12 protein-coding genes and 1 pseudogene are annotated in these 24,791 nt (G+C 69.4%); 1 reads left to right on the forward strand and 12 read right to left on the reverse strand.

From position 1 onward, the window contains the following. Positions 1–77: 77 nt before the first annotated feature. The 4 genes and pseudogenes from FLL47_RS23185 to FLL47_RS23200 all read right to left on the reverse strand — a co-directional run bounded on the left by FLL47_RS23185 (position 78) and on the right by FLL47_RS23200 (position 3,292). A complete protein-coding gene (locus FLL47_RS23185; RefSeq protein ID WP_144122669.1) occupies positions 78–1,016 on the reverse strand; it encodes a cyclase family protein in 939 nt (312 codons plus the stop codon). Between the two features lie 416 nt (positions 1,017–1,432). Continuing rightward, complete coding sequence (locus FLL47_RS23190) at positions 1,433–2,128, reverse strand: class I SAM-dependent methyltransferase (RefSeq protein WP_144122670.1); 696 nt, start codon at positions 2,126–2,128, stop codon at positions 1,433–1,435. An 88-nt stretch (positions 2,129–2,216) separates the two neighbouring features. Next, positions 2,217–2,437: pseudogene (locus FLL47_RS44165) on the reverse strand (IS5/IS1182 family transposase); the annotation flags it as partial. 132 nt (positions 2,438–2,569) lie between these two features. Beyond that, complete coding sequence (locus tag FLL47_RS23200) at positions 2,570–3,292, reverse strand: 2-phosphosulfolactate phosphatase (protein WP_144122672.1); 723 nt, start codon at positions 3,290–3,292, stop codon at positions 2,570–2,572. A 230-nt stretch (positions 3,293–3,522) separates the two neighbouring features. On the opposite strand from FLL47_RS23200, the gene FLL47_RS23205 reads away from it, so the two are divergent. Then, entirely contained in the window at positions 3,523–4,197 is a 675-nt protein-coding gene (locus FLL47_RS23205) for a cytidylate kinase family protein (RefSeq protein ID WP_144122673.1), read from the forward strand. Positions 4,198–4,494: 297 nt separating this feature from the next. Here the strand turns inward: FLL47_RS23205 and FLL47_RS23210 are convergent, their stop codons facing one another. The 8 genes from FLL47_RS23210 to FLL47_RS44790 all read right to left on the reverse strand — a co-directional run bounded on the left by FLL47_RS23210 (position 4,495) and on the right by FLL47_RS44790 (position 24,745). Continuing rightward, entirely contained in the window at positions 4,495–7,884 is a 3,390-nt protein-coding gene (locus tag FLL47_RS23210; RefSeq protein WP_144122674.1) for a beta-L-arabinofuranosidase domain-containing protein, read from the reverse strand. A 98-nt stretch (positions 7,885–7,982) separates the two neighbouring features. Next, positions 7,983–9,038, reverse strand: coding sequence for a hypothetical protein (locus FLL47_RS23215; RefSeq protein WP_144122675.1), 1,056 nt, complete (start codon positions 9,036–9,038; stop codon positions 7,983–7,985). Between the two features lie 60 nt (positions 9,039–9,098). Continuing rightward, positions 9,099–9,731, reverse strand: a complete 633-nt coding sequence (locus FLL47_RS23220; protein WP_144122676.1) for a hypothetical protein — start codon at positions 9,729–9,731, stop codon at positions 9,099–9,101. Positions 9,732–9,763: 32 nt separating this feature from the next. Continuing rightward, positions 9,764–12,907, reverse strand: a complete 3,144-nt coding sequence (locus tag FLL47_RS23225; protein WP_342780346.1) for a family 43 glycosylhydrolase — start codon at positions 12,905–12,907, stop codon at positions 9,764–9,766. Positions 12,908–12,935: 28 nt separating this feature from the next. Then, entirely contained in the window at positions 12,936–17,651 is a 4,716-nt protein-coding gene (locus FLL47_RS23230; RefSeq protein WP_246158455.1) for a discoidin domain-containing protein, read from the reverse strand. A 581-nt stretch (positions 17,652–18,232) separates the two neighbouring features. Beyond that, positions 18,233–20,497, reverse strand: a complete 2,265-nt coding sequence (locus tag FLL47_RS23235) for a DUF6055 domain-containing protein (RefSeq protein ID WP_186315856.1) — start codon at positions 20,495–20,497, stop codon at positions 18,233–18,235. 316 nt (positions 20,498–20,813) lie between these two features. Further along, the gene (locus tag FLL47_RS23240; RefSeq protein WP_425457749.1) at positions 20,814–20,987 is read right to left on the reverse strand and encodes an MbtH family protein; all 174 of its coding nucleotides are present in this window, start codon (positions 20,985–20,987) and stop codon (positions 20,814–20,816) included. After that, complete coding sequence (locus tag FLL47_RS44790; RefSeq protein WP_342780348.1) at positions 20,984–24,745, reverse strand: amino acid adenylation domain-containing protein; 3,762 nt, start codon at positions 24,743–24,745, stop codon at positions 20,984–20,986. The genes FLL47_RS23240 and FLL47_RS44790 overlap by 4 nt, the downstream gene beginning before the upstream one ends. Positions 24,746–24,791: the final 46 nt, after the last annotated feature.

The following is a 24,791-nucleotide window of genomic DNA, read 5'->3' on the forward strand; positions in this document are numbered from 1 at the left end:
GCTCGGGCCGTCGTGTCGGTCCGAACCCAGCCCTGGCTGAGCGGTTGCACGATCGCCGCCACCTGCGGCTGCCGCGGTCAGAATGTGGCGATCGGGTTGACCGGGCTGCCGGACGTACCGGCGAAGCGGACCGGCGCGACTGCGAGGTGGAAGTCCCACTGGCCGAGCTCGGCAGCCGTCGTCGCGCACTCCTCCAGGTCGCAGTTGTCGAGCATCCACAGACCCATCGCGACGAGACTCACGGTGTGAACCGGCATCAGCACGTCTGGGTACCCCGACGGCTGAACGTCCTGGGGGGTGTCAGCGCCGATCAGCGCGACCTCCCGTTCATGCAGCCACGGCAGGCAGGACGCGTGCCAGCCGGCCTGCGTGAAACCGGTGGCCTCACCGGCCTCGTGCCGGACGCGGCCGTAGCCGGTCCGCAGGAGTACCGCATCGCCCGGTCGCACCCGGACGCCCTGGCGACGCTCGGCCTCCTCAAGATCGTCGGGAAACACGCCCTGCCCCGGTTCCAACCACGGCACATCGCGGACCCTCGCGATGTCCAGCAGGACACCACGCGTGACGATTCCGTTCGCCGCCGCCGTGACGGCCGCCCACGCCGATCCCGCTGCGGCGTCGACCGACGAGTGCGACCGCCCGTTGTACATCGTGCCGTCCCAGAAGATGTGGCACGGCGAGTCGATGTGGGTGATGGTGTTGCCGTGGAACGCGATGCCGAGCCGCTCGGACGAAAAGCCCCAGCGCCGGTCGGCGTGGAATGCGGGCACCGGCATGTTCTCGGCACCAGGCATGTCGGCGGCGCACGGGCACGTCGTCGTCGACCGCTCCATGTCTGCCGGCACGGCAACTTCCCATGCACACGACACGCTCCTGCCGTGGCGCACGGCCCGCGCCGCCGCCAGCCGGACGTCGTCGGTGATGTGGTTCAGCGTCCCGAGTTCGTCGTCGTCGCCCCACCGTCCCCAGTTCGACAGCGTGTTGAAGTACCCGAGCACGTCGTCCTGTGTGGGCATCGGTCGACTTGCCGCCATCCGAGCATCGACTCCTCCGGTCACGCGGTTCGAGGCACCGTGGGGTGGGGCATCCCGACCTCTCCCTCGACATGCCAAGGCCGCTCATGAGCTGGCATGACACTACATCGACGGGCCGACAGCCGGCCTTGGAAGGTCGGGTACGGCACGCATATGGTGCCGGCCGCGTACACCCCCACCCGTTTCGCTGTCCAACGCGGCACTGGTCGCCGGTGCACCACTCGTAGACCTCAACCAGGTCGGATGTTCGGCCCGGAGTGTCCCAGCGCACCGCGGGCGACGCCGTGGCCGAAGGTGTTCCCACGTTGATGACCTGGCGGTGATCGCGCCACCTGCCGTTACGCCGGCATAGGTTCGGACGGCCACGGGAACGTATCCCCTGATCCGCCGAAGGTTACCTAGGCGGGCTCAAGGACGAAGAAGAGGAAACACATGAAGCGCCCGGAACCCTTGTCGGGTGGAAGCAGCTCCGCGGGGGTGTCCGGAGAAGGGGGCGGTTCGCTGATCGTCACGATGCGGAACCCGGCAGCGGCAAAAGCATCTGACATGGCGTGCAGCGGCCGGTGCCAGTAGGTCAGCCACACGGTCTGGCCGTCCATGACGTAGTCCTCGGTGTACCTCGTGACCGCGAAGTAGTCGGCCTCGGGGTACTCCATCGCATAGCCGGCGGGGTGCATGGTCGAGATAATCAGGCGACCGCCTGGCTTCAGCACGCGACGCAGCTCGGCGAGAGGGCCGGACCAATCCTGCAGGTAGTGCAGGACCAGGGACGCGACGACGTCGTCGAACTCGGCGTCTGCGAACGGCAGCGGCTCGCTCAGGTCCGCGACGTGCAGGTCGGCGTCTTCGCCCAGCCGCTGGCGGGCCAGGTCGACCATGGCGGCACTGACATCGAAGCCGGTGACCACGGCTCCCTTGGCGCGCAGTGCCGCAGACAACGGGCCGGAACCGCACCCCGCGTCGAGGATTCGGCGGCCGGAGACGTCGCCGGCGAGGTGAAGTATCGCGGGTCGCTCGTAGTAGGTGTTGAAAAGGCCGGACTCGTTCTCCGCCGAGTAGACGGCCGCGAAGTCGTCGTAGTCGGTTGCTGTCACAGTGACCCCGTTCCCATGAGAGGCAAGGGTGCATTCCTACCAAAGCCGCGTGGGCGAGGCAACAAGCGCCCGGCTCGTGCGCGTGCGGGATCCGATCCCACGTGCCGTCCGCTGCCGCAACCGCTCATCGCAGCTTTTCCACGGCCCGTAGCGGCCGGGTTCCGCCGCGGCGCCCCCGGTCCGCAGCCTCCACAGAGATCCGTTGATCCTCTGCGGGTGATCCCGCCACCGGCCCGAACGCCGGCCCGGCGCGGACAACGACTCAACCACCGTCCACGCTCTATCCGTCAACTCACCACGATCGACCACCGAGGTATGGCGAACCAACCCTCACAGGCGGCACCGGCCGGGACCGAGCCGGTCCGCACCCGCGCGAGCAGGTCCAGGTCAGCCCTCGATACTCCTGGCCGGCGTGGCTGAGGAAGGGCCGAAGGTGCCAATTCAGCACGGCACCTTGGTGAGGACAACGTGATCTTTGCGGACTTCGCCGACCATGGCGAATTCGGACCGGTCGACATCGCAGCAGAACCGGAGGTCCCTGGAAAGATCAACACGTTCGGACGCGGAAAGTTGTGCATAGAAGTGAGCATGCTCCGCGGCGCCGTCCATGATGCCAGTGACCAGGTCTGCCCGTCCCGGCGCCGACCCGTCGAGAAGGTCACCCAGGTAACTCGCACAGGCCCAGTCCTCAGCGGTCCGCCCGGTGCAGATGAGAGTGCATGGAATGTCGGCGTGGTTGCCGGCGATCCATCGGGCGGTGGCACCGACGTTCCGCGCTGACACCGCGAGCAGTGCGGCCGGGTCCGGACACCGGGCGAGCCCGAGCGTGCCGTTCGATGTCGCCTGGATCAACCGCCGGCCGTCAAGCTGCGCCGTCGACATCTCGAACGGCGAGTTCCCGAAGTCGAAATCTGCGGGCTTGAGCCCGTCGGTCTCCCCGACCAGCAGACGGTCCGGGTATAGCCGCCGGAGACCTCGGCCGACCTCGGCTGACGGCGCACAGGCGATTTCTGTCACGCCACGCTCAAAGGCAACCGCGGCCGTCGTGAAAGCCCGGATGACATCGATGACGACGACGATTCCGCCAGGCGGGATTTCGGCATCCATACCTACGATCGACACGGCGCTGATCGTTCGCCGCAGAAGTCCGGCTTGCAAGGACATTCTCGCAGCGTGATCTGGCGCGCTGTCATCGGCGTCACCGCGCGACTCGCGGCATGACCGGTCACGCGACACCGAGCGACCAGCGCCGCCAGGACAGTCCTTTGCGCTGCGGCCGCAGCCGCTTCCGCATGTGGCAGTCTCGCGTACTCCGGGAGTGGCGGGCTGAAGGGCTGACGCGCATAAGGTCGGCTCGACACGGCGTTCTTCGCGAGACCAGGACGGGGCAGGACATGAACCAAGGCACCCGCAAGGAGATGCTCGGCCGCCTGGCTGAGGCAGTCAGGTCCGTCACAGTCGCACACCCGACGCGGGTTGCCATCGACGGACCGCCCGCCGCCGGTAAGACCACTCTCGCCGACGAACTGGCCGTCGTCTTGCGTACACAGGGCCGCGACGTCATCCGCGCGACGATCGACGATTTCCTCTTCCCCCGGGCACAGCGCTATCCGCGCGGCGAGTACTCGGCCGAAGGCTGCTACTTCGACACCCACGACTACAACGCGCTGAACCGGGTTCTGCTCGATCCGCTCGGCCCAGGCGGAGATCGACGCTTCCGACACGCGGTCTACGACCACACAGCGGATACTGCGCTGTCCCCGCCGGTCACGACTGCCCCTGCCGACGCCGTGCTCGTCTTCGACGGCGTCTTCCTCATGCGCCCGGAACTGATCGATCGGTGGGATCTTCGGATCTTCGTGTCTACGGCACTCGAGAAGACAGTGGATCGTGCCGTGATCCGAGAGCGCCAGGCGCCATCGCGGGCCGAAGTCGAACGGCGTTGGCGCGAGCGTTACATCCCCTCTCAACAGTTCTACTTCGCTACGGTCCGGCCGACCGATCGCGTCGACATCATCGTGCACAACGACGTGCCCCAGCAGCCGGCCTGGGAGACCCGAACACACTGACCGCACTCGATCCGGCACGACCGCACGGCGGCCGCGGCTCGTTTCAGCGCCTGATCTGCGGCAGATCAGCACGGCCAGGCACCTCGCGTCGCCGGGCGGGCCGCGCGGACCTTCCTGCGGCGGTCGAGGCCCGCACAGGGTGTCGTCTCCTACCGAGTGACAGCCGTCAGATGCTCCCTGCTGGCAGCCGGACATCGACATCTTGATGCCGGCCGCCAGCACTATGTACAGAAGCCCTGGAAATGCCGAAATACCCTGAGCCGGACGGTCCGTAGGGTAAAACGAGCGGTGCAACGGTCACGGGATGGCGCAGGAGGCCGCACCATAAGGCACCTCCACCTGCGTGGTCACTGGCACCCCGTCGACCGTCGCGGTTGCCTTCACGGTCGCGGAGCCTGCTGGTGCGTCCACGCTGCGTGTGTTGAACGCCTGGTACGCGGACTTGCCTGGAGCGACGCCGTTCACTGTGCGGGAGCCGTACGTTGTGATCATTTCGATGGTGAGCGTGTCGGTGTCGGTGTTGCGTACGCGGACCGCCAAATAGGCGCCGGCGCTGATGCACTGGGTGTGGGCTTGGACTTCGATGTTCCACGTGCGTGGCGGCTGCAGTTCCCTTTCTGACCGGGTGGCGTGCAGGATGACGAGGTCCCGGTCGGCTGCGGTCAGCGCGCCCGCCGCCGCGAACGCCTCGGCGGTAGCGGTGACGGCTGCGACGAATTCGCTGTGGGTGCGGAAGGGCGCCTGGTCCCATACCAGGTCGAGGAAGGTCGGGCCGTCGGTGCCGGGTGAGGGGATGCCGGTCACGGGCACGTCGTAGTTCGGCAGGCTGTCGTTGCGCTTCCGGTTGGGCACGCCGGTGTCGACGGCACCGAACACGATCGTCGGCTCGACGCGGCGGATGTAGGACGACACCGGTTGGGTGTCGCTGATGTAGTACGGCCGCAGGGTGAAGCCCTGGGCTGTGAAGAGCGGGTCACCGGTAGCCGTGGTGCCTGCCTGTGTGATGGCCGCGTGGGTGTAGTCGCCGTCACGCTTGAGGTGGCGGTAGAGGGTCAGTTCGCGGAAACTGCCACCGCCGGGGTTGCCCAGGACCTGCAGGACCACCGGGCCCCAGAAGATCGCCTGGGTGTCGGGACGATCCGCGGCCCGCTCGATCCGGATGCTGAACGGCATCCGGATCTCGACGGTGTCGCCGGGGCGCCAGGTGCGGCTGATCGTCAGGTAGCTGCCCGGCTGCGCTGCGACGGTCTGCGCGATGCCGTTGACCGTGACGAAGAAGCCCTTGCGTGCCCAGCCTGGGACCCGCAGTTTGATGTCGAGCGGGCCGGTGCCGTCGATGGTCAGTCTGCTGCGGTCCTCGCGCGGATAGGCCGTCTGCTGGGTGACGGTGAAGCCCTTCTCAGCCCAGGTCAGCGTCGAGGCCGCGTAGAGGTTGACCCACAGTGTGGTGCCGTCGGCGGACCGGAGATAGATCGTCTCCTGGTATTTGGTGTGGTTCTCCAGTCCGGTGCCGCCGCAGCAGGTGCCGGTGTTGCCGTAGCTGCGACTGGATCCCGGCGTCAGCGGCTGGAAATAGGTCAGTTGCGGGTCGCTGGTGGTCGCGGTGTCGGCTCGTGACCCGGTGATCATGTTGAGCAGGCCACGTTCGTAATAATCCATGTACGCCGGGTCGTGCTCGTGCAGGAACAGGTTGCGGGCCAGCTTGATGAGGTTGTACGTGGTGCAGGTCTCCGCTCCGCCCTGGGCGATCGCGTTGGCGATGTTGCCCCGGTTCTGGAACAGCTCGACGTTGTTGTTCGAGCCCGGATAGTTGCCGCCCGCCCCGCCGCTGGCGAACATCCGGTGCGGGACGACCATGCCGTAGAAGTTCTTGGCCGCGGTGAAGTAGTCGGCGTCGCCGGTGTGCTCGAAGACGCGCAGGTAGCCGATGAACTGCGGCACGTGGGTGTTGGCGTGCAGGCGTTCCGGGCGGCGTCGGCCGGGCCTGTTCTGCGAAGTGACCACGAGGATGTCCCTATTCTCCACGCAGGCGGTGAACAGGGACTCCCGGTTGTCGAAGCACTTGGCGGTCTGCAGGTGCCTCGGGTCGGCGGTGATCGCGTAGATCTCGGGGAACACCTCGTTGGCGCCGCCGAACTCGCCGGCGATGTAGAGGTCCCACATGTAGTTCAGGTTGTCGCGGGTGATCGGGCCGGTGTAGTCGGGGTGGTTGCTGTCCCCGACGGTCAGCGCGAGGTGGGCCCAGTCGGCCATCATCACGACGACGTCGCGGGCCTGCGTGTTGCCGGTGTGGTAGTACGCGTCGAGCAGACCGCGCATGATCTTGTGCTGGGTGTACCACGACGCCCAGGTGTTGGTGTCGGCGTCGCCGCCGTAGACGGCCCAGCGCGGTGGGCCGAGCCGCAGCACCGCGTCCTCCGGGATCGCGCCGAGGTAGCCGGGGTGGGTCGGCACCCAGTCTGCGGCCCCACCTTCCCGGGCCGCGACGATGCCCCCGTCACGGCCGTTGGGCGAGGCGTCGCGCAGCGTGGTGCCACCGTCCTCGTCGAAGCGGTACCAGGCGATGCTGCCGCCGCCGGTGCCGCCGGCCGGGGAGTCCAGCATCGACAGCAGTTCCGGCTGGCTCAGCGCCCGGTCGAAGATGTGGAACTCGTCGATGGTCGCGTCGAGGAACGCGTCGCCGTACTGCGAGCGCCCGATCCACCGGTTGCCGGGGTTTCCCAGGCTGGCCGGGTTGAGTGTCATGTTGGTGTTCGTGCCTGTGGGCTGGCCGTTGACGTACAGCGTCCCGGTCGTTCCCGACAGCGTGACGGCCAGATGCACCCACTGGTTCGTCGGTAGCGCGGCGGTGCCGTTGATCCGCTGTTCCTGGCCCGATCCCCCGATGGTGATGGCGAACCGGGGCACGTTGCCGGTCACCCCGGCGCGCGGGGTCAGGAACATGTTGACCGTGGTGTTCTGCCCGAAGTCGAACAACCGGCTCCAGCTCTGTGTGGACGCGAGGTTCACCCAGGTCGCGATGGTGAAGTCGGTCAGCTGGTTGATCGCTTCCTGCGGCAGCGTCGCGTACTGGGCCTTGCTCGGCCCGTTCAGACGCAGCGCGCTGCCGTACCGGCCCGGCACCCGGTCGATCTGGGGCTCGGCCGGCGGTTCGCCGCCCGGCCCGCCGGTCCCCATCCGCGCCGTGATCGCAGCCTGGCAGGCGGCGAGCTCGGTGACCATCCAGTCGAGCTTGTCCTTGTAGACGGCCTCACCCTGGTCGGCGTAAGCCTGCGCGAGCGCCGTCATGTAGTGGCCCGCCCAGTGGCCGCTGAGCAGGCCGCCGTCCTCCCAGCCGCCGGGCACCGGCACTTCTGGCGGGTTCGGCCGGCCGGCCTGGTTGTTGAACAGGACGAGGAAGCGCCGGTGGTCGTACTGGAGCAGGTAGTTCTTCATGCGGTCGCGTTTTTCCTGCAGCAGGCCACTGCCCAGACGCACCTCGTGCAGTTCGAACGGCCGGACCGGCGCGGTGGCGCCGGGACCGAGACCGGGCGGCCCGGCTGCGGCGAGCGCGGCTGAGGCGGTGGCCGGCGCGGCCCTGGTCGCGGATGCCGGCAGTACGGTTGCGCCGGTGACCGTGACCGCGCTGAGGGCGGAGGCCTGAAGCAGCTGACGCCGGTTGACTCTGACTTCGTCGAACGGAGACATCGGGTTCGTCCTTTGCACGCGGTGGTGTCGGGGGATGCGGTCCGCGGCGGGAGTTCACCGCCGACCGGGCGGGCTGTATGCGTCGGGGTCTCCAGCCCTTACCTGCCGGGCCCTTCGGGCGGTCCGCCGACGAGGGCGGCCTGTTGTGCCTGCGCCCGGCCTTCGTCACGGGCGAGTGCGAGCAGGCGTGCGAGCCGTTGTCGGCGTCGGCGCAGGAGAGCCCGGACGGCGAGGGCGAGGGCCGCGAGGGCCGCGGTGAGGATCAGCTGGGGCCAGGGCAGCGTCCAGACCGTCACGGTCGCCGACGCGGACCTGAGCTCGGCACCGGCCTGGTCGCCCTCGAGGACCGCGGGGGTCAGGTCGACGGTCGTCCGCAGCGTTCCCAGCGCCCATACGCCGTCTATGTGCAGTTCGACGTCCTGGCGGCCGCCGGGAAGCAGTTGTCTGGCCCCGGTCGTGGTGTGGTGTCGGATGGCGCCGAGCAGTTCGGTGGTGGTGACCTGGCCGGCGCCGGTCACCGCGACGCTGCCGGCGTTGGTGGTGGTGTAGCTGACCCGCACGGTGCCTGCGGCGAACGGGTTCCATGAGGGCCGGTACGTGGCGGTGAGGCCGTCGACGGCGAGGGCGGCGGTGATGGTGCCGCTGACCCGCATCATCACCCGGAACCCGACCCGGCTCTCGACGGCGACCGAGCCTCCGGCACTGGTGATCGTCGCTGCGATGCCGGCCGGATGGTCTCCGGGTGTGGCGTGTCGCGGCACCGTGATCGTAAACTGCACGACTTCGGTCTCGTTCGGCCCGACGGTCACCGTCGGCTGCACCTGGATCCAGGTGCCGCCGTCGATGGACGCCTGGTGCGACGGGAGCATGTTGAAGCGGCCCCGGTCAGTGAGGTAACCGTCGGCTGCTTTCAGGGCGAAGACGGCGGTGCGGTCGCTGAGGTTGCGTACCGCCAGGTGCTCGGTCACTACCTGTCCTGGGTCGAGTGTGCGCTCGATCCATCGGCGGCCGTCGGGACCCCGGTTGTCGGCCGGTTGGACCGCCCAGGTCAGCGCCGGCGAGCTCGGTTCGGCGGCGGCGGAGACAGGTGCGCCCGGCACGGCGATGAGCACCGCCGACAGCACGGCTAGCAGCCGTGGCAGGTTTCGGTTCATGGCGAGTCCTCCGGCCCGGATGGCGGTGGGGGCCGCGTGGGTGCGGCCCCCACCGGTCGGTCACTCGAACAGCGACAGGGTCAGCGTCGAGGTGTACGTGCCGGCGGGTACGTCGGCCGGGGTGCGAAGGAACAGGTCGGCGTTGACCGAGTACGCATCGCCGGTCACGGCCTCGGAGTCGAACGTGGACACCAGCAGCTCCTGGTCGACCAGGCCGACATTGTTGCCGGGCTGCGTCGGAGCGTCGAGGACTGTCACCACCTCCTCGCCTTCGGTGACCAGACCGGTGTCGCCGCCGTCGATCAGATGCGGCTTCCAGCCGAGGTGGCCGGCGCTGATCGGTGCCTGACCGGCGGTGCCCACGAAATCGGTCGCGCTGCCCAGCACGGCCCATGCGGCGCCGTCGGGCACCTCTTCGGCGGTGCGGGTGTCGGTGACCGTGACCGCCGGCAGGGTGCCGACGAACTGGCGGATCAGCAGGGTCGAGCCGTCCTCGGACAGCGCGACGGCGTCGCCGGCGATCGACATGGCGAGCACACCCGGTTCCCGGATCTCCTCGATGTCGACTGTCACCCGGACGTCGCCGCTGTCGCCGGGCGCGGCCAGGGCCGGTGCGGGCAGGGCCATCGCCCCGGCCAGGACCGCGCTCGCGGCTCCCGCCACGGCCAGCCGCCGGTGGTTCATCGTGCTCATGGGTACTCCTCTGTTCTTCGTGGCTGATGGGTTCAGGCGGTGCAGGCGATGGCGGGGTGCTGCGCGGTGTAGACGGTCGTCACCTCCTGCCCGTCCACGGTTCCGGTCGCGCGTACCGTCACCGTGCCGGCCGCGACCGAGGCCGCCCGCGTGGCGAATGACTGGTAGGCGCCGGCGCCGGGCGCGACGGCCGAAAAGGACCGTTCGCCGTGCCCGGTCTCGATCTCGACCTGCACCGGTGCGTCGTAATCGTTGATCGCCCGCACGGCGATGTATGCCGCGCCTGCCAGACAGCGGGGCACGACGGTGATCGTGACGGGCACTGTTGCGGGCTGGGTGCCTGGGTCGTCGGCGAAAACCCGCCATTCGGTGACCGCGACTGCGGAGAAGTCGGTGCCGTTGCCGTCGGCCCGGACCATGGCCCGTACGCGGGGTGTGGTGACCGGGTCGAACGTGACGTTGTTGAACGCCGCGGTGCTGGTGCCGTACCCGGACGCGCCGGTCACGTCACGCCACGCTGCGCCGGCCTCGTCCCAGTACTGCAGGATCCAGCCGTCGGGTTCGGCGACGCCGTTGCCGGTGCCCTGGTCGGAGTCGCGCCAGAATTTCAGCTCCGTGGCGGTGATCCGCACGGGTCGCGCCCAGTCGTACTGGATCCACTGGGTCTGCGGGCGGGTCCCGGACCAGGTGCCCCAGATCTGGGCCTGGCTCGGGTTCGGCGGGTCGGTCCCGTCGTTGAGTGCGGTGACGCTGTTCCAGCTTGCCGTGTACGACGCGGTCGGCGTCGCGATCGGCCCGATGTTGCCGGTGAGCGGCCCGGACACGTCCGCCGGGATGATCACCGTCTTCGCGGTCTCCAGGTTGCCGGCCGCGTCGAGTGCCCGGAACGACACCGTGTGCCGGTTCGCGTCGGGTGCCGCGACGGCACCGGTGTATGCGGTCCAGGCGCCCGTGCCGACGGCGTACTCGATCCGGGCCACCCCGGACGTCGCGTCGCTCGCGCTCACGGTGACCGCCCGGGTCGCCGGGTTCACCGCGCCGACGCTGGCGGGGGCCGTGGTGTCGATGCGTACGGCGAGGTCCGCGGGCGCCGAGACGTTGCCCGCCCGGTCGGTCGCGGTCGCCGTGACGGTGTGCCGGCCTTCCCCGGCGACGTCGACGTCGGCGTGGCGCACCGGTGTCGCGACGACCGGCGCCGCGTCGTCGACCCTGGTCGCGATGGTGAGCCGGCCGCCACGGTCGTCGGATGCCGCCGCGCGCACCCGCACCGCCGAACGGAACCAGCCGGCGCTGCCCGCGCTGCCGCTGGCTCCGAGCGTCACCGTCGGCGCAGTGACGTCGCCCTCGGTGTCGCCGGGCGAGACCACCCGGACCTGCGCCGAGATGCGGCCTGCGGCATGTCCGAGCACGGTGCCCTGAACGGTGAACGTGCCGGGTTGCGCGACCTGCTCGGTGGTGACCGGATCCCAGAAGACCGGCACCTGCAGCGTCTGGTCGCCGAACGTCGCTGCGACGGCGCCGGGCAGCTCCTGCTCCCCCACCTCGACGGTCAGTGCCGGTGGTGCGACCGAGTCCGGCTGCACGGCGAGGATCTTCCACTCCTCGACCGCCACCGCCGAGTAGGTGCTGCCGTTGGTCGACGCGTCGAACAGCGCCCGGACCTGCGTGGTGGTGACCGGATCGAACGTCGTGTCCTGCCAGCCCTGCGTGCCGGTCGGGTATCCGCTCGGGTTCGGCACGTCGGTCCACTGCCCGGCGCCGAGGTCCCAGTACTGGATGCGCCAGCGGGCCGGTGCCGCCACGCCCACCCCGGTGGCCTGCGGCTGGTCGTTCCAGAACTCGATCTGCGAACCGGAGATCCGCATCGGCTGGTCCCAGGTGTATTGCGCCCATTGCTGGGGTGGGTTGCTGCCGGTCCAGGTCCCCCACATGTCCGGCGGCAGCGGGTTCGGGCGGACGATCTCGTCGTTGAGCGCCTTGATCCAGTACTGGACGGGCACCGGCTCGTTGGAGACGGTGGCCTTCGCCTCCTGGGCGATGTTGCGCCGGGGGGTGAGGTCGCGGCCCGTGGCGGGCGTCGGCGTTACGGGTCTCATCCGCGGCGGGTTCTGGGTGTCGTCCCACTCGACCCGGTCGATGGCCACCGATCGGCGGAAGTGGCCTCCGCCCACGGCGTCGGCGGTGTGGTAGGTGATGTACCACTGGCCGTTGAACTCCAGGATCCCCGAATGGCTCGTCGTCGACGACACCGGCCGCAGGACCGTGCCCCGGTAGGTCCACGGCCCGGCGGGCGACGCGGCCGTCGCATAGGCGATGCAGGCGTGGTAGTTCGCCGGGGTGCACTGGGAGGTCGGGCCGGCGTTGTTGCCGGCATATGCCAGGTAATAGGTGCCGCCGCGGTGGAAGATCCAGGCCGCTTCGAAGAAGCCTGTCAGGCCGGTGACGGTCTGCGGGGTGCCGACGGGGGTCTTCATGTCCGGCTGGAACTCCAGCATCCGCAGATTGCCGAACGAGCCCCAGTAGACGAATACCCGCCGGCCTTCGACCAGGATCGTCGGGTCGATGTTGTGGATGTTGTTGGTGGTGGGCACCCGCTGGGAGATGATCGGGCCACCGACGTGATCGGTCCAGGGACCGGTCGGGCTGTCGGAGACGGCCACGCCGATCGCGAACTTGTCCGGCGCCGGGCTGTCTCGCTCGTTGATGGGGACGTACCAGTAGTAGCGTCCGTCCACGCCCCGGACCACCTGGCCGGCGTAGGCGCGCCCCGGGGTCGCCCAGGCGAAGACCTGCTCCGGGCGCATGAGCGACGGGAAATGCGTCCACTGTCCCGCGGGGACGTCCGTGGTGCGGAACGCACCCCACTCGTTCATGACGAAGTCGTTGGTGGCCGGCCCGGCCTGGTCATGCCCGGTATAGAGGTAAAGCTGGTCGTGTTCGCCGTCGTTGCCGGGCGCACCCGCCGGCACGACGACCGGCGCGGGGTCGGCCGAGTAGTAGCTGCCGTCACCGAGGATCGGATTGGCGGTGCTGGTGAACGTGGTCGAGTCAGCCGCGTGGGCGGGCGCGGCGAGCCCGCCGGCGACCAGCACGGCCGCCGCTGCAGTGGCCGCTAGGTGTCTCAGGGTGGGGTGCACGGGGTCGATGTCCTTCTGCAGGAGGGAAGGTGGCGGCACCGCGAGGCACCGCCACCTTTCGACAGGGCTAGCCGCAGGTGATCGCGCCGTAGGGCGCGGTCAGCTGCGCGGTCACCGGCTGGCCGCCGACGACCCCGGTCGCCTTCACCGTCGCGATGCCCGCCGGCACCGTCCGTGCCCGACTGTTGAAGGCCTGATAAGCGGACTTGCCGGGAACCACCTTCGGCACGGTGCGTGCGCCGTACGGCGTGCTCAACTCGATGGTGAGCGGCTCGTCCTCGGCGTTGCGGGCGTTGACCGTGACATAGGCGTTGGCGCCGATGCACTGCGTGCGGGCCTGGACCTCGACGTCCCATACGGGTGCGCCGTCGCCCACGACAAGGGTCAGCGTGGTCTGTGTGGTTCCGGCCTCGCTGACGTATCGGGGCAGGACCAGGTCACCGACGACGGTGTAGCGGCCAGGGGTGCCGACGATGCCGGCGTCGAAGTTCCAGTCGACGCCGATAGCCTGGTTGTCCCGGGAGCCGTCGTTGTAGGACACCTCGACTTCGGTGGGCAGGTAGGGCAGCTCCCCCACGGCCACGTTCTGCTCGAACGTCTCCGCGCCCTGGATCGAGATGCCGTCGTCGGCCGTCTCGGGACGCACGTAGACGCGGGCCTCGGCGATCAGCCCGTAGGCGTCGTTCGTGCCGTAGACGACGAACGGGTCGACGTTGGTCTCGGCGACCATGTCCGGCGTGATCTGCTGCCAGGTGAATCCGATCTGCCCGCGGGCGCCGCCGGCGTACACCCCGTCGAGCGTGCTCGGCAGGGTGGGCACCTGACCGACGGTGGTCCGGATGAGCACCGGAGTGCGCACCGTGTCGACGGTCTCGCCGTTGGCCCGCCAGCGCAGCACACCGGTGCCTGCGCCGCCGGTCTGTACGCCCCAGATCCGGATGCGCAGCCGACTGGTCGCGATCGGCTCGAACGTGAATCTGTTGTAGGCGCCGACGGCCAGGCCGTCGGCGTACGTCGAGCCCTTGAGGGTTACCGGAGTCCAGGTGGTGCCGTCGGTGGAGCTCTCGATGACGTACGTCGTGGCCGTGGGTCGGCGGGTGCCGCCGTTGTCGTCGTACCAGTAGACGTCGGCCGACGACAGCCGGACCGGTGAAGGCCACTGGTACTGGATCCACGCCTCCTGCTCGGGGCTGGTGCCGTTCTGCGGCTGGCCCCAGTTGCCCCAGCCGTTGCCGGCACCCGGGCTCGAGCTGCTCGGGGTGGTGCCTTCACTGACCCGCTGGTGGTTCTCCCACGATGCGGTGCCGCTGGTGGTGACGACCGCCGAGGCGCCGAACTCTGCGACGACCTCCCTCTCGGCAAGGGTCACGGTGACGGTCCGCTCGGAGCGCTTCTCGCCGTCGTCGGCGAAGAACCTCAGCACGTATTCGCCGGCGAGCGTGCCGGTCACCCGGGTCGCCGGCGCCTTGGCGTCGGCGAAGATGACACCTGCGCCGGCCGGCTTGGATACCGTCTCCCAGCCGAAGGCGAGTTCGCCGTCGTAGGGAACTCCGTCGTCGGAGGCGGTGCCGACCAGCCTGGTGGACAGGTTGCCGTCCGCGGAGCCGTCGCGCAGCGCGGTGACCACGGGAGCCTGGTTGACGACCGGGGGCACGTCGCGGCCGGAGGCGAACACCTGGATCTCCGAGATCGCCGTGTAGAAGGTCGGGTTGTTGGTGAACGCGACGCGGAGCTTGCCCGACGTCACCGCCGGGAACAGCACCTCGTTGAACTTCGCCGAGGTCACAGTGGGGCTCTTGGCCTGCCCCGGTAGTTCCCGCCATCCGCCGTTTCCGTCGGGCACCTGCACCCACCAGCGGGCGGGCTCCCGGTAGCCGCCAGGCTGGCGGTCGCTGACGAAGTACACCTTCACGTTGTCGAAAGACTTCGCTGAGCCCAGGTCGAGCTCGACGTAGCCGTTCTTGTCCGCCGTGCCGAAGTTGCCCCAGTACGGCTCGCTGGCGGTGACGCCGTCGGTCACCGCGGCCCGCGACACGGGCCGCTCGGTCAAGTTGATCGCGCCGGGCGCGTGGTTCATCGAGGAGCTGCTCCAGCCGGGCGTGTGGAACTGCCGCCACGGCGTCGGCCGCACGCCCTGCTGGGAGTACGACGAGCTGAGTGCGGCGCCGGCCGCCAGGTTGGGCGCGTCCTCGGTGAGGTCGATGCCGGCCGTCTTGAGGTACTCGACGACCCGCTCGTCCTGGATCGGCGTGTCGACCGCGCTCGGGAAGTCGGCCCCGGCCGCCGCGGCGAAGGTGACGGTCAACCCGTCCTCGGCCTGCACCTGGTTGGTCTTCGGGTCGTAGGTGAGCCGGCCGAGCTTGTCGGTGCTGACCTTCCGCTCGCCGTTGAGGAACAGGCTGTAGCCCGCGCCGAGGCCGTACTTCGTGCCGTCGGGGTCCCAGACGATCGTGACGTCCTGGCCGTGGTACCGCAGGTTGTTCGCCATGAAGTGCTCGTAGCCGAACTTGATCGGCCACAGCTCGATCCTGTCGTCGGAACGCGGCTGCAGGCCCGCCATGTCCTCGACGAAGATGTAGTTCATGTTGCCGAGCATGATGTGGTTCGGGTTGTTGCGGTTGTAGGTCTTCGTGGCGGAGTTCCAGTTGGAGTAGTACTCAGCCTGGTTCGCGACCCGCAGGTCCGCGCCCGGGTAGATGCTCCAGGCCATCCAGTCCAGCAGCCGCTTGGCGTACGCCGGGCTGAGGTACTTGCCCTGCGGGTCGTAGTGGCGCAGCCCTGAGCGGACGCCGCGGTACTGCACGGTGAAGTTGATGTTGGAGAAGTTGTTGGAGCCACCGATCCCGTAGGCGGCACGGTCGTACTGGTTGGCGGTGTAGAACGGGAAGATCGGGAAGTTGTCGCCGTAGGTCAGGAAGCGGAATCCGTCGACGTAGGTCTGCCACTGGTCGAACGGGATGAGGTTCTGTGCGTATACGTCGTAGAGGTTGGACTCCTTCGCCGGAATCAGCGTGCGGGCCGACTCGGGCAGCGGGTTGGGCCGGCCGTTGGAGCTGGGCGCGCTGACGGCTCCGTGCGACGTGCCGGCCAGGAACATCCGCATGTCGGAGCTCCACAGGCGGTTGAGCACCGCGGCGCGCACGCCGTCGGCACCGGCCGCCATCTGGTCGACCTTGGCCTGATCGGCACCGGAGATCTGGTACAGCTGCCGGGCGGCGTCGAACGCGCCCCACACGTACGCCGACTCGGGACGCTCGATCGTCCGCGACCCGGGTGCGCCGGCGTCGGCCTTCGGGTAGCCGAAAGTGATGGCGTCGGCGTCGTTGCCCGGCATGTAGTTGGTGTCGTAGGCGATGAGCTGGTCGTCATTGCCGTCGTAGTGCTCTAGCTGGCCGACCCCGTCGCCCTCGAAGTAGTGCGCGAACTTCGCGGCGAGCTGCCTGCCTCCGCCGTGCACGTTGTACGCCTCGAGGCCGGCTGTGCCGATGTACTGCGAGTAGTGGTTGTTCCAGCTCGTGTGACCAGGGCTGTCCAGGAAGGCCGAGGAACCCGACAGCTCGCCGATGTTGAGGATCTGCCCGTACGGCAGGTAGGGCGTGCGCAGCCACTTGGTGTCCTGCAGATGCATCGGCTGGGTCAGCGCCACCGCGTTCTGGTAGAGGTTCACCCCCTCGATCGTCGTCGGGTACTGGTAGACATGGCCGGGAGCGTTGGCGTCGAGGCTGTTGTAGCGCTCGCCCCACCACCGGTAGACAATGGCTTTCTCGAGCGCGGGGTCCGGCACGTCGATGTAGGGGACGTCCTGGGCCCAGCGGCGATGGAACGCCGTGATGCCGGTGCGCACCGCGTCGGCCGGCGCCATCTCGGCGTACTCGTGGAAGCTCGGCACTGTCTGCGGCAGGGAGGCCGAGGAGACCGCGCCGACCACCGACAGCGACAACGAGCCACCGGCGGGCACGGTCACCTCACGGTCGAGGTTCGCGCCGGTCCGGGTGAACCCGGCTGCGGTCAGGTGCGTCGCGACCGTGTTCCATGCGGTGTCGACGAGGCCGTTGTTGGATCCGCTGGTGATGGCGCGAGTGCCGGTGAGCTCGGCGGCACCTTCGCCAGGCTGGGTGGCGAGCGGCGAGGCGGCGCGGACGGTGAAGGTCGCGGGCCCGCTGCCCGGGTTGGTGAACGAGATGGCGGTGACCGCGACGTTGTCGTGGGTGATGAACTTCGTCAGTTCGGCGGAAACGCCCGTGGTGCCGATCGTGTAGCGGCTCTTGGCGTGGCTCGGCGCGTTGAACCGGTTGGCGTTGACCTCGGCGACCGTCTGGCCGGGCACGGTCACGGTGTAGAGGTTGCCGAGATTGTTGGGCCCACCCACGAACGCGCTTCCGGCGAAGCCCATGACGGTGAAGTTGTTGTTGCTCGCGCCGCGCATGTACAGCGACCGGCCACGAGTCATCAACACCGCCGACCCGATCGTTCCCGGGACGCCGAGAATGCGGTCGAGGTAGTAGTCGGTGCCGCCCGCGGCCAGGTCTTTGTCGAAGATCGACTGGTGCATGCTGCCGGCGGAGAAAGGCACACCTGGCATCAGCTGGTTGGCGACGTCCCCGGCGTTGCTGTAGATCGGGTCGCCGATGTCCATCACGTGGCTCTGGCCGTCGGTGTAGACCCCGACGTCGCCCTCGTTGCCTGGCAGGATCGGGCTGGCGGCATGGGCCGGTGACGGCAGGCTCACCGCCCCTCCCAGCACGAGCGCGGCGAGGGCGCTCCACACCGGTACCGTCCTCACGCGTCTCCGGATCATGTCCCTTGCTCCTTAATGTCGGTGGGTGTCCCCCGCCTGGGGAAAGCGCCGGCATCGGGCCTGCAGCGCTCACTTCGATCGGACGACGGCACCCAACTCGTCAGGGCGGCCCGGACGCGCGTTGCCGAGGTTTTGTCCGGACCTTCGGGTCGAGGTCCGGCTGCAGCACCTCGCCGGTGGACGTACCGGCGCCGAGGTGCGGCTGGCAAGACGGCGTTGCGGCGAGGTCACTCGTGCTCGTGCCTACACGCCGCGGGCGCTTGCCGCCTACGGCGATGATTTTTGACGCCGAAAACCTTTTCGGCAATATGCACGGCACATTTCATGGTGGTGACATGGGGCGAAACCAGCTCGCCTACATCGCTGCGCAGGTTCGCCGTGGCCGCCAGGAACCCGCCGAAAACATTTCGACTCGCGCGGCGAGGCCGTGCAGAAACCGGTTGGCTGCCGGCTTCTGCACGGCCTAATGCAGGGTCGCTGCGGGAGGGGTCCGCGACGCGCGCCGCGCCGTCTGCGTCACTCTGCGCCAGACCGCGGGTGGGCCTCGCGGCCCACCCGCGGTGCGGTCAGGACGTGAACACCTTCACTTCGAGTAGGCCCACGGAGAATCCGGAGGCGCTTTGCAGCAGGACCCGCAGCCGGGTCGTGCTGACACTGGAGAAGGTCACCGTGTTGTACTGATTGACATTTCGCTGATAGGCACTCGCTCCGGGGACATCCACGTAGGAGCTGCCGTTCCAGTACTGCAACCGCCACGAGGCCGGAATGTCGATGCCACCGTTGTCGTCGAAGAGGTAGACCTGCGCGCGGCTGACCGTCTGCGCCGAGGACCACTGCAGCTCCGCCCACTGCTCGCCCTGATTGGGCCAGGTGCCCCAGCGGTTGCCCTGGTTGGCGCCGCCGAAGTTGGAACTCGTGGGCTCGTCGCCGTTGTTGACGGCTGCGCAGCTCTCCCATGCCGAGGTGAACGAGCAGACGGCGGTGGCCGACCGGGCGAGGTTCGTGCCCGGGTTCGGGCTCGGGGACGTCGACGGTGAGGGCGAGGGCGTCGGGTCGGTGCCGCCGGTGATGGCAAGTTCCGCGCTGCTGAACGTGCCGTGGGCCGGGTTGACGTCCGCCTCGGCGCCGCCGCCGTTGCAGGCGCGGCTCGGGTTGAACATCAGGTAGGTGCCCGCGGTGCAGCTGGCGCCGGTCGGACCGGCCGGTGGTTCGGCGTCGCCGCCGATGACGGCGCTGCCGCCGATGGTCACCCCGCCCTGGACGATGGCGTTGTGGCGGACGATGGCGTTGCCGGTCACCGTCCCGCCGTTGACCCACGCCAGATCCTCGATGCGGGCGTTGCTGTTCACCGTGCCGCTGAACACCGCCGCCCGCGGCCCGACGTACGCGGACGCGGCGACGTTGGCGCTGTTGGAAACCCAGCCACCGCCGTTGGCGTGCCAGCGGCCGCCGACAGCGGCGGGCTTGACGTAGCCGGGCTGGTGGCCGTCGGGGATCGCACCTGAGATCCGGAATTCGTACGGGTAGCGCCGTTGGAGCGGCCAGCCGTCGAGGAAGGCGTACTTGGGCACGGCTGTCGGGGTGCCCGTCACGACGAGGAACACCTGGCTCTCGCCCGACTGCGTCTGGAAGCTGATCTGGCCGTCGTTTGAAGTGGTCAGCGGCCCGTAGCGGGGCACGCCGTTGCGGACCGCGACGAAGCCGAAGGTCCAGCCGTTGGATCCGGTCTCGGCATGTCCCTTGAGGTGCAGACGGATCAAGGCACCGTCACTGTCCGGGACCAGTTGGATCTTGTTATAGCCGTAGTCGGAGGGGGCCATGGCGTCGGAGATCCGGTAGTGCCGCAGGGAGGCGTTGACCGCATCGACGGGCACGCCCTTGTATGCGTTGAGGAAGCCGGCGCCGTAGACGCTCTGGATGAACGGCATGAAGGCGGCCCGGTTGGAGTAGTCCCAGGTGACGTTGCGCTGTGCGTACTCGCCCATCCGCCGGTTGAGTTCGGCCTGGGTGATGCCGGTGATCCGGCGGTAGACCTCGAGCGGGTGTTCGGTGTTGCGCGCCTCGTTCCAGATCCGGTTGAACATGCCGATGCCGTCGCGGTCCTTGATGTACTGCGCGAGCATCCAGGCGCCGTAGTGGTGGCGCGAGGACGAGTAGGTGAGGTTCTCGGTGCGCAGCCAGCGGGTCAGGTCTCCGGCGCCGCCGTTGGGGTAGACCTGCATCGCCATGAACTCGGCGCTGGCCTCCCAGAACGTTCCGGCCGATGCGTGGGTCAGGCCCATGCCGGAGCGGCCGAGGAAGGTGTAGTTCTGGAAGACGTGGCCCAGCTCGTGCGCCAAGCCCCATGATCCGGGGGCGGCTGCGGCCGGGGCGATGTTGATGACGCCGACGCGGCCGTCGGTCGAGCCGCCAGTGGCCCAGGCGTCAAGCGCGGTGCGGTTCCATGTTCTCGTGACGATAACGATGATCTTGTGCTGGGCCAGCAGCCCGGTCTCCGGGGTGAACCGCATCGTGTTGACGTAGAACGAGTACAGGCTCTCCAATTGCGACAAGACGTTGGCGGGGTCGAATCGGAATTCGGCCGGGGCGCTGAGGGGGTTGGTGCCCGACTTCTCGCCCCACAGGAGGATGAAGTTGTTGGATTCGCGGGTGCGCTCCTGTGCCCATGGCACTTCGCCGGTGGTGCGCCACCGTTCCGGGATGAATACCGTCTTCGCGGCAGCGAAGGCTGGTGGCTGCAGCACTGTCGGCATTGCCGCCGGCAGCAGCGCCGCCGTCGCCACGCACAATGCGAGCGCGGCGCGGCGCCAGAATTTGTTTTGGGACGTCATGCAGGCCTCACATCGCAAGGGCGACCGCGTAAGTGCGGCGGTCGCGCGTCGTGTCCGGACCCGAGGTGCCCAAAACGCCGCCTGGTCTCCCGCTCGGCCTCGTTGCCGCGGAAGCGTGACGGCGTGCCTACCCGTCACCTTCAGTGGTACGGCGAGTGTCGCACATATCGACATTCATCGACAAGATGTGCGGCAGCAGGGGCTTGTCGGAGATATTGCGATACAGAGTGTTCGGAGATGGATTCTGAGCGGGCTCGCCGCCGCCGCAGGCAAGCCCGCTCAGGTCACCGCAGGGGACGCCCCCGCCGCCTTCAGGTCAGCGGCGGGCACTGACCGGGGTCAGCTCAGTCCAGACGTCGTCGATGTGAGCCAGGCACCGGTCGCGCGGGCCGGTGAACCCCTCGGCATGCCAGCCTTCCGGCCGGTCTCGGTTGGCGGGCCAGATCGAGTGCTGGCCCTCGTCGTTGACGACCACCTGGAATGTGGTCACGTCGTCGAACATGGCGTCCTCTCCGCGCCGGGTCCGGCGCTCGGGTCGGCGTGCTGCTCGGCCGGGGTGGCCGTGAGCCGTTGTAGTTCGGCGAGCCCGACCAGGTCGTCGGGCTCGGCGTCGGGGGTGTTCCGGTCGAAGTGGGCCAGTACCCGGTGGCGCAGCGCGGCGGCGCTGAACGCGGCGATACACAGCCCGAATACCAGGTAGGTCAGGGCGATGCCACGTCCTTCGCCGACGCCCAGCAGGACGCCTACGGTGTCGGCGAGCGCCCCGCCCGGTGCCATCCATCGCTCCGCGGCGCCGGTTGCGGCTGGGGCGATGACCGCGAAGCCGAGCGGGATCGTCGACCAGGCGACCAGCGTGTTGAGTGCGAATACCCGCCCGTGGAACCGCTGCGGCACCTTCGTTTGCACGATGGTGGCGTACACGCCGTTGACGACGGCGAGCAGGAACAGCATCCCGAAGGCGCCGGTGCCGATGATCGCGGTCGAGGGCCGTAGTCCGATCAGTGCGCCGCAGGCGCCCAAGGCGATGGCGCATCGGAGCATGCCGCGCATCCGGTCGGTGCGCGGGCCGCCCCACACTCCGACCGCCAGGCCGCCGGCCAGTGCACCGCCACCGGCCGCGACCGCGACGTGGCCGGCCGTGGCGACGTCACCCTGCGAGATTGCCAGCGGTGACAGGAGCAGCAGCAGCGGTGACAGGAACACGTTGAGCCCGGCGAAGTAGAGCAGCATGGTGCGCAGCCCGGGGCGGCCCAGCGAGTAGCGCAGCCCGTGCCGTATCTCGGCGGCGATCGATTCGCGCCGTGAGTGGGCCAGCGTCGCCGGGAAGCGCATCAGCAGCAGAACCCCGATGGAGAAGGCGTAGCTGAGTACGTCCGCGATCAGGATCCCGGCGATGCCGAACCAGGCCAGCGCGGCGACGGCGACCACCGGCACGACGAGCTGCGCCAGTCCGCCGGACATCTGGACCAGGCCGTTGGCGTGGCCGAGATAGCGCTTGGGGACCAGTTGCGGCACCGCCGAGGCGTAGGCCAGCCGCTGGAACGCCAGCGCCACCGACAGCAGTGCGATCATGATGTACACGGCGGTGGTGTCCAGCCGCCCGAAGGCGAGCAGGGCGAGCATGGCGGCCTGGGTGCCGCCGGCCGCGCAGTCGGCCAGCAGCATGACCCGACGGCGGTCGCTGCGATCGACGATCGCGCCTGCCAGGGGCAGGACCAGCAGGCCCGGCACGAGCCCGAGGGTGGCCATCAGGGCGAAGCCCACCAGCGACCCGGTCTGGGTGTACAGCCACAGCGGCACCGCGAACTCGGTCAGCGCCGAACCGGTGATGGAGACGAGCTGGCTGAGCGCGACCACCGCGAAGCGCCCCATGCTGGGGGCGGGGGTGGTCGGTCGGTTGCCGGGCTGGTCCGCCTTCGGCGCGGCCGGGCCGATCCCGTCGGGCTCGTCGTGTGGGCCGGTGGGGCTCTCGTCGCCGGTCGGGTCTGTCAGGTTCAGGTCGACGGTCGTGGTGGCGGAGACGCCGCGCACGTGCCAGGTGCCCGCTGACGGATTGGGGTCCGGTTCGGCCTGTAGGCCGCCTGCGAGCAAGGCCGGGTGGATCGTCGTGATGATCTGGGCGACTTCGGCGGCGCGATGGTTGATGAAGTAGTGGCCGCCCTCGTCGAGGGCGACCACGGCGGTGTGGTCGCTGAAGGCGTGCCATTCCCGGTAGCGCTCGCGGTAGAGGTCGGTGGCGGGGTCGCGGTCGCCGACGATCGAGATCACGGCCGCGTCGAGGCGGGGCGGCGTGCCGGCGAACAGGTCGGTGTAGAAGTCTTCGGCCTCGACGCTGTCGCGGCGCATGGCTTTGATGACTGCACCCACCTCGGCGGGTTCCAGGCCGGACAGGTCTACGCCCATGCCGGTGAGCCAGCTGGCGAAGACCCGGTCGCCGAGTAGCCGCTCGCGGTCGGCAAGCCGGGTCAGCAGGCCCAGTAGCCGACCCTTCGGACGGGCGAACGGGAACATCGCGCCGATGTAGACGGCAGCCGGCGGCCGGCCGGCCGCCTGCAGCCCCAGCGCGATCGCCATGGCGTACGCGCTGCCGACGCCGCAGTGGCCGTAGACGATCACGGGCCCGGGGACATGCGCGGCGATCTCGGCGACGACGGCGGGCACCACTTCGGCCATGGGCCGGGCCTGCTCCTCGGTGCCCAGGTCGTGGCCGGGCAGCGCGAGGCTGAACAGCCGGTGGTGCGACGCGAGTGCTTCGGCCAGCGGCTGGTAGACGACGGCGCTGCCGCCGCCGTAGGGCACGCACACGACAGAGGCCAGGTGCGCGCCGGCGGTCGCGCGGGCCGGGCGCAGCTCGTGCAGCAGGCGGGCGGGGCCGTGGTCGGCGGTGTCGCGGGTCGTGTGCTCGGCCAGCCCGGCCACGGTCGGCAGCCGGAACAGGTCCATCACGCTGACCGCTGCCCAGCCCGCCTCGGCCAGGGGTCGCCGCAGCTTCGCGACGACCTGCACGGCCAGCAGGGAGTGGCCGCCCAGGTCGAAGAAGCTGTCGTCGCGGCCGACGCCGGTCGTGTCGAGGATCTGCCCGAACACGGCGGCGATCAGCTCCTCGGCCGGCGTGGCCGGGGCGGGGCCGTCGGTCACCGGGGTCCGCACGGGCGCGGGCAGGGCCCGCCGGTCGACTTTGCCGCTCGGGCTCAGCGGCAACTGGTCGAGCAGCACGACCGACGCGGGGATGAGCTGCTCGGGCAGTGTGTCGCGCAGCCGTTCGCGCAGCCGGACCGGGTCCGGCGACGTGCCGGGGGCGGGCACTGCGTACGCGACCAGCCGTTGATCGCCGGGGCTGTCCTCGCGCAGCGCGACCACAGCCTCGGCGACGTCGGGTCGTTCGCGCAGCGCCGCCTCTATCTCGCCCAGCTCGATCCGAACGCCGCGAAGTTTGACCTGGTCGTCGAGGCGCCCAAGGTAGGTCAGCGTGCCGTCGGGGCGTAGCGCGGCCCGGTCGCCGGTGCGGTAGAGCCGTGTGCCGGCCGGGCCGTACGGGTCGGGCGGGAACCGTTGCGCGGTCAGCCCTGGGCGGCCGAGGTAGCCGTCGCCGAGCCCCGCCCCGGCGATGCACAGCTCGCCGGGCACGCCGACCGGCTGGGGGCGGCCGCGCCGGTCGACGACGTGCAGATCGATGTTCTGGATCGGGCGGCCGATCGGCACCGACGCGACGGTGGCGAGGGCGTCGGGGTGGCAGTGCCAGGCGCTGACGTCGATCGCGGCCTCGGTGGGGCCGTACAGGTTGTGCAGCTGGGCCGACGGCAGCGCCTGGATGCAGCGCAGCGCGAGCGGGCGGGGCAGTTCCTCGCCGCTGCACACGATGCGGCGCAGGTGCGCGCGGGCGCCGTCGAGGGCGGCCGGGTCGTCGTCGGCGTGGGCGAGCAGTGCCGCCAGCATTGACGGCACGAAGTGGACGGTCGTCACCTGGGCCTGGTCCAGCAGCCGGCACAGGTAGGCCGGATCGCGGTGCCCGCCGGGTCGGGCCAGGACCAGTCGCGCGCCTGCGGTCAGTGGCCAGATGAGTTCCCATACGGAGACGTCGAAGCTGGTCGGTGTCTTGTGCAGTACGGCGTCGGTGCGGTCGAGGGGGTAGGTGCGTTGCATCCAGTCGAGGCGGTTGACGATGGCGCGGTGGGAGTTGACCGCGCCCTTGGGCCGGCCGGTGGAGCCGGAGGTGTAGATCGCGTATGCCGGGTCGGTGGTGCGCAGATCGACGGCGGGCGGTGGGCGGGCCGGTCACGCCACGGGGTGTCGT

The organism is Catellatospora sichuanensis, assembly GCF_007483665.1.
In the GTDB taxonomy this organism is placed as follows: domain Bacteria; phylum Actinomycetota; class Actinomycetes; order Mycobacteriales; family Micromonosporaceae; genus Catellatospora; species Catellatospora sichuanensis.

What these genes read in the sequence shown, in the direction of transcription:
- FLL47_RS23220 (WP_144122676.1), bottom strand. Translation starts at nt 9,731, where the DNA reads ATGAGCACGATGAACCACCGGCGGCTGGCCGTGGCGGGAGCCGCGAGC.
- FLL47_RS23185 (WP_144122669.1), bottom strand. Translation starts at nt 1,016, where the DNA reads ATGCCCACACAGGACGACGTGCTCGGGTACTTCAACACGCTGTCGAAC.
- FLL47_RS23235 (WP_186315856.1), bottom strand. Translation starts at nt 20,497, where the DNA reads ATGACGTCCCAAAACAAATTCTGGCGCCGCGCCGCGCTCGCATTGTGC.
- FLL47_RS23215 (WP_144122675.1), bottom strand. Translation starts at nt 9,038, where the DNA reads ATGAACCGAAACCTGCCACGGCTGCTAGCCGTGCTGTCGGCGGTGCTC.
- FLL47_RS23200 (WP_144122672.1), bottom strand. Translation starts at nt 3,292, where the DNA reads ATGTCCTTGCAAGCCGGACTTCTGCGGCGAACGATCAGCGCCGTGTCG.
- FLL47_RS23205 (WP_144122673.1), top strand. Translation starts at nt 3,523, where the DNA reads ATGAACCAAGGCACCCGCAAGGAGATGCTCGGCCGCCTGGCTGAGGCA.
- FLL47_RS23210 (WP_144122674.1), bottom strand. Translation starts at nt 7,884, where the DNA reads ATGTCTCCGTTCGACGAAGTCAGAGTCAACCGGCGTCAGCTGCTTCAG.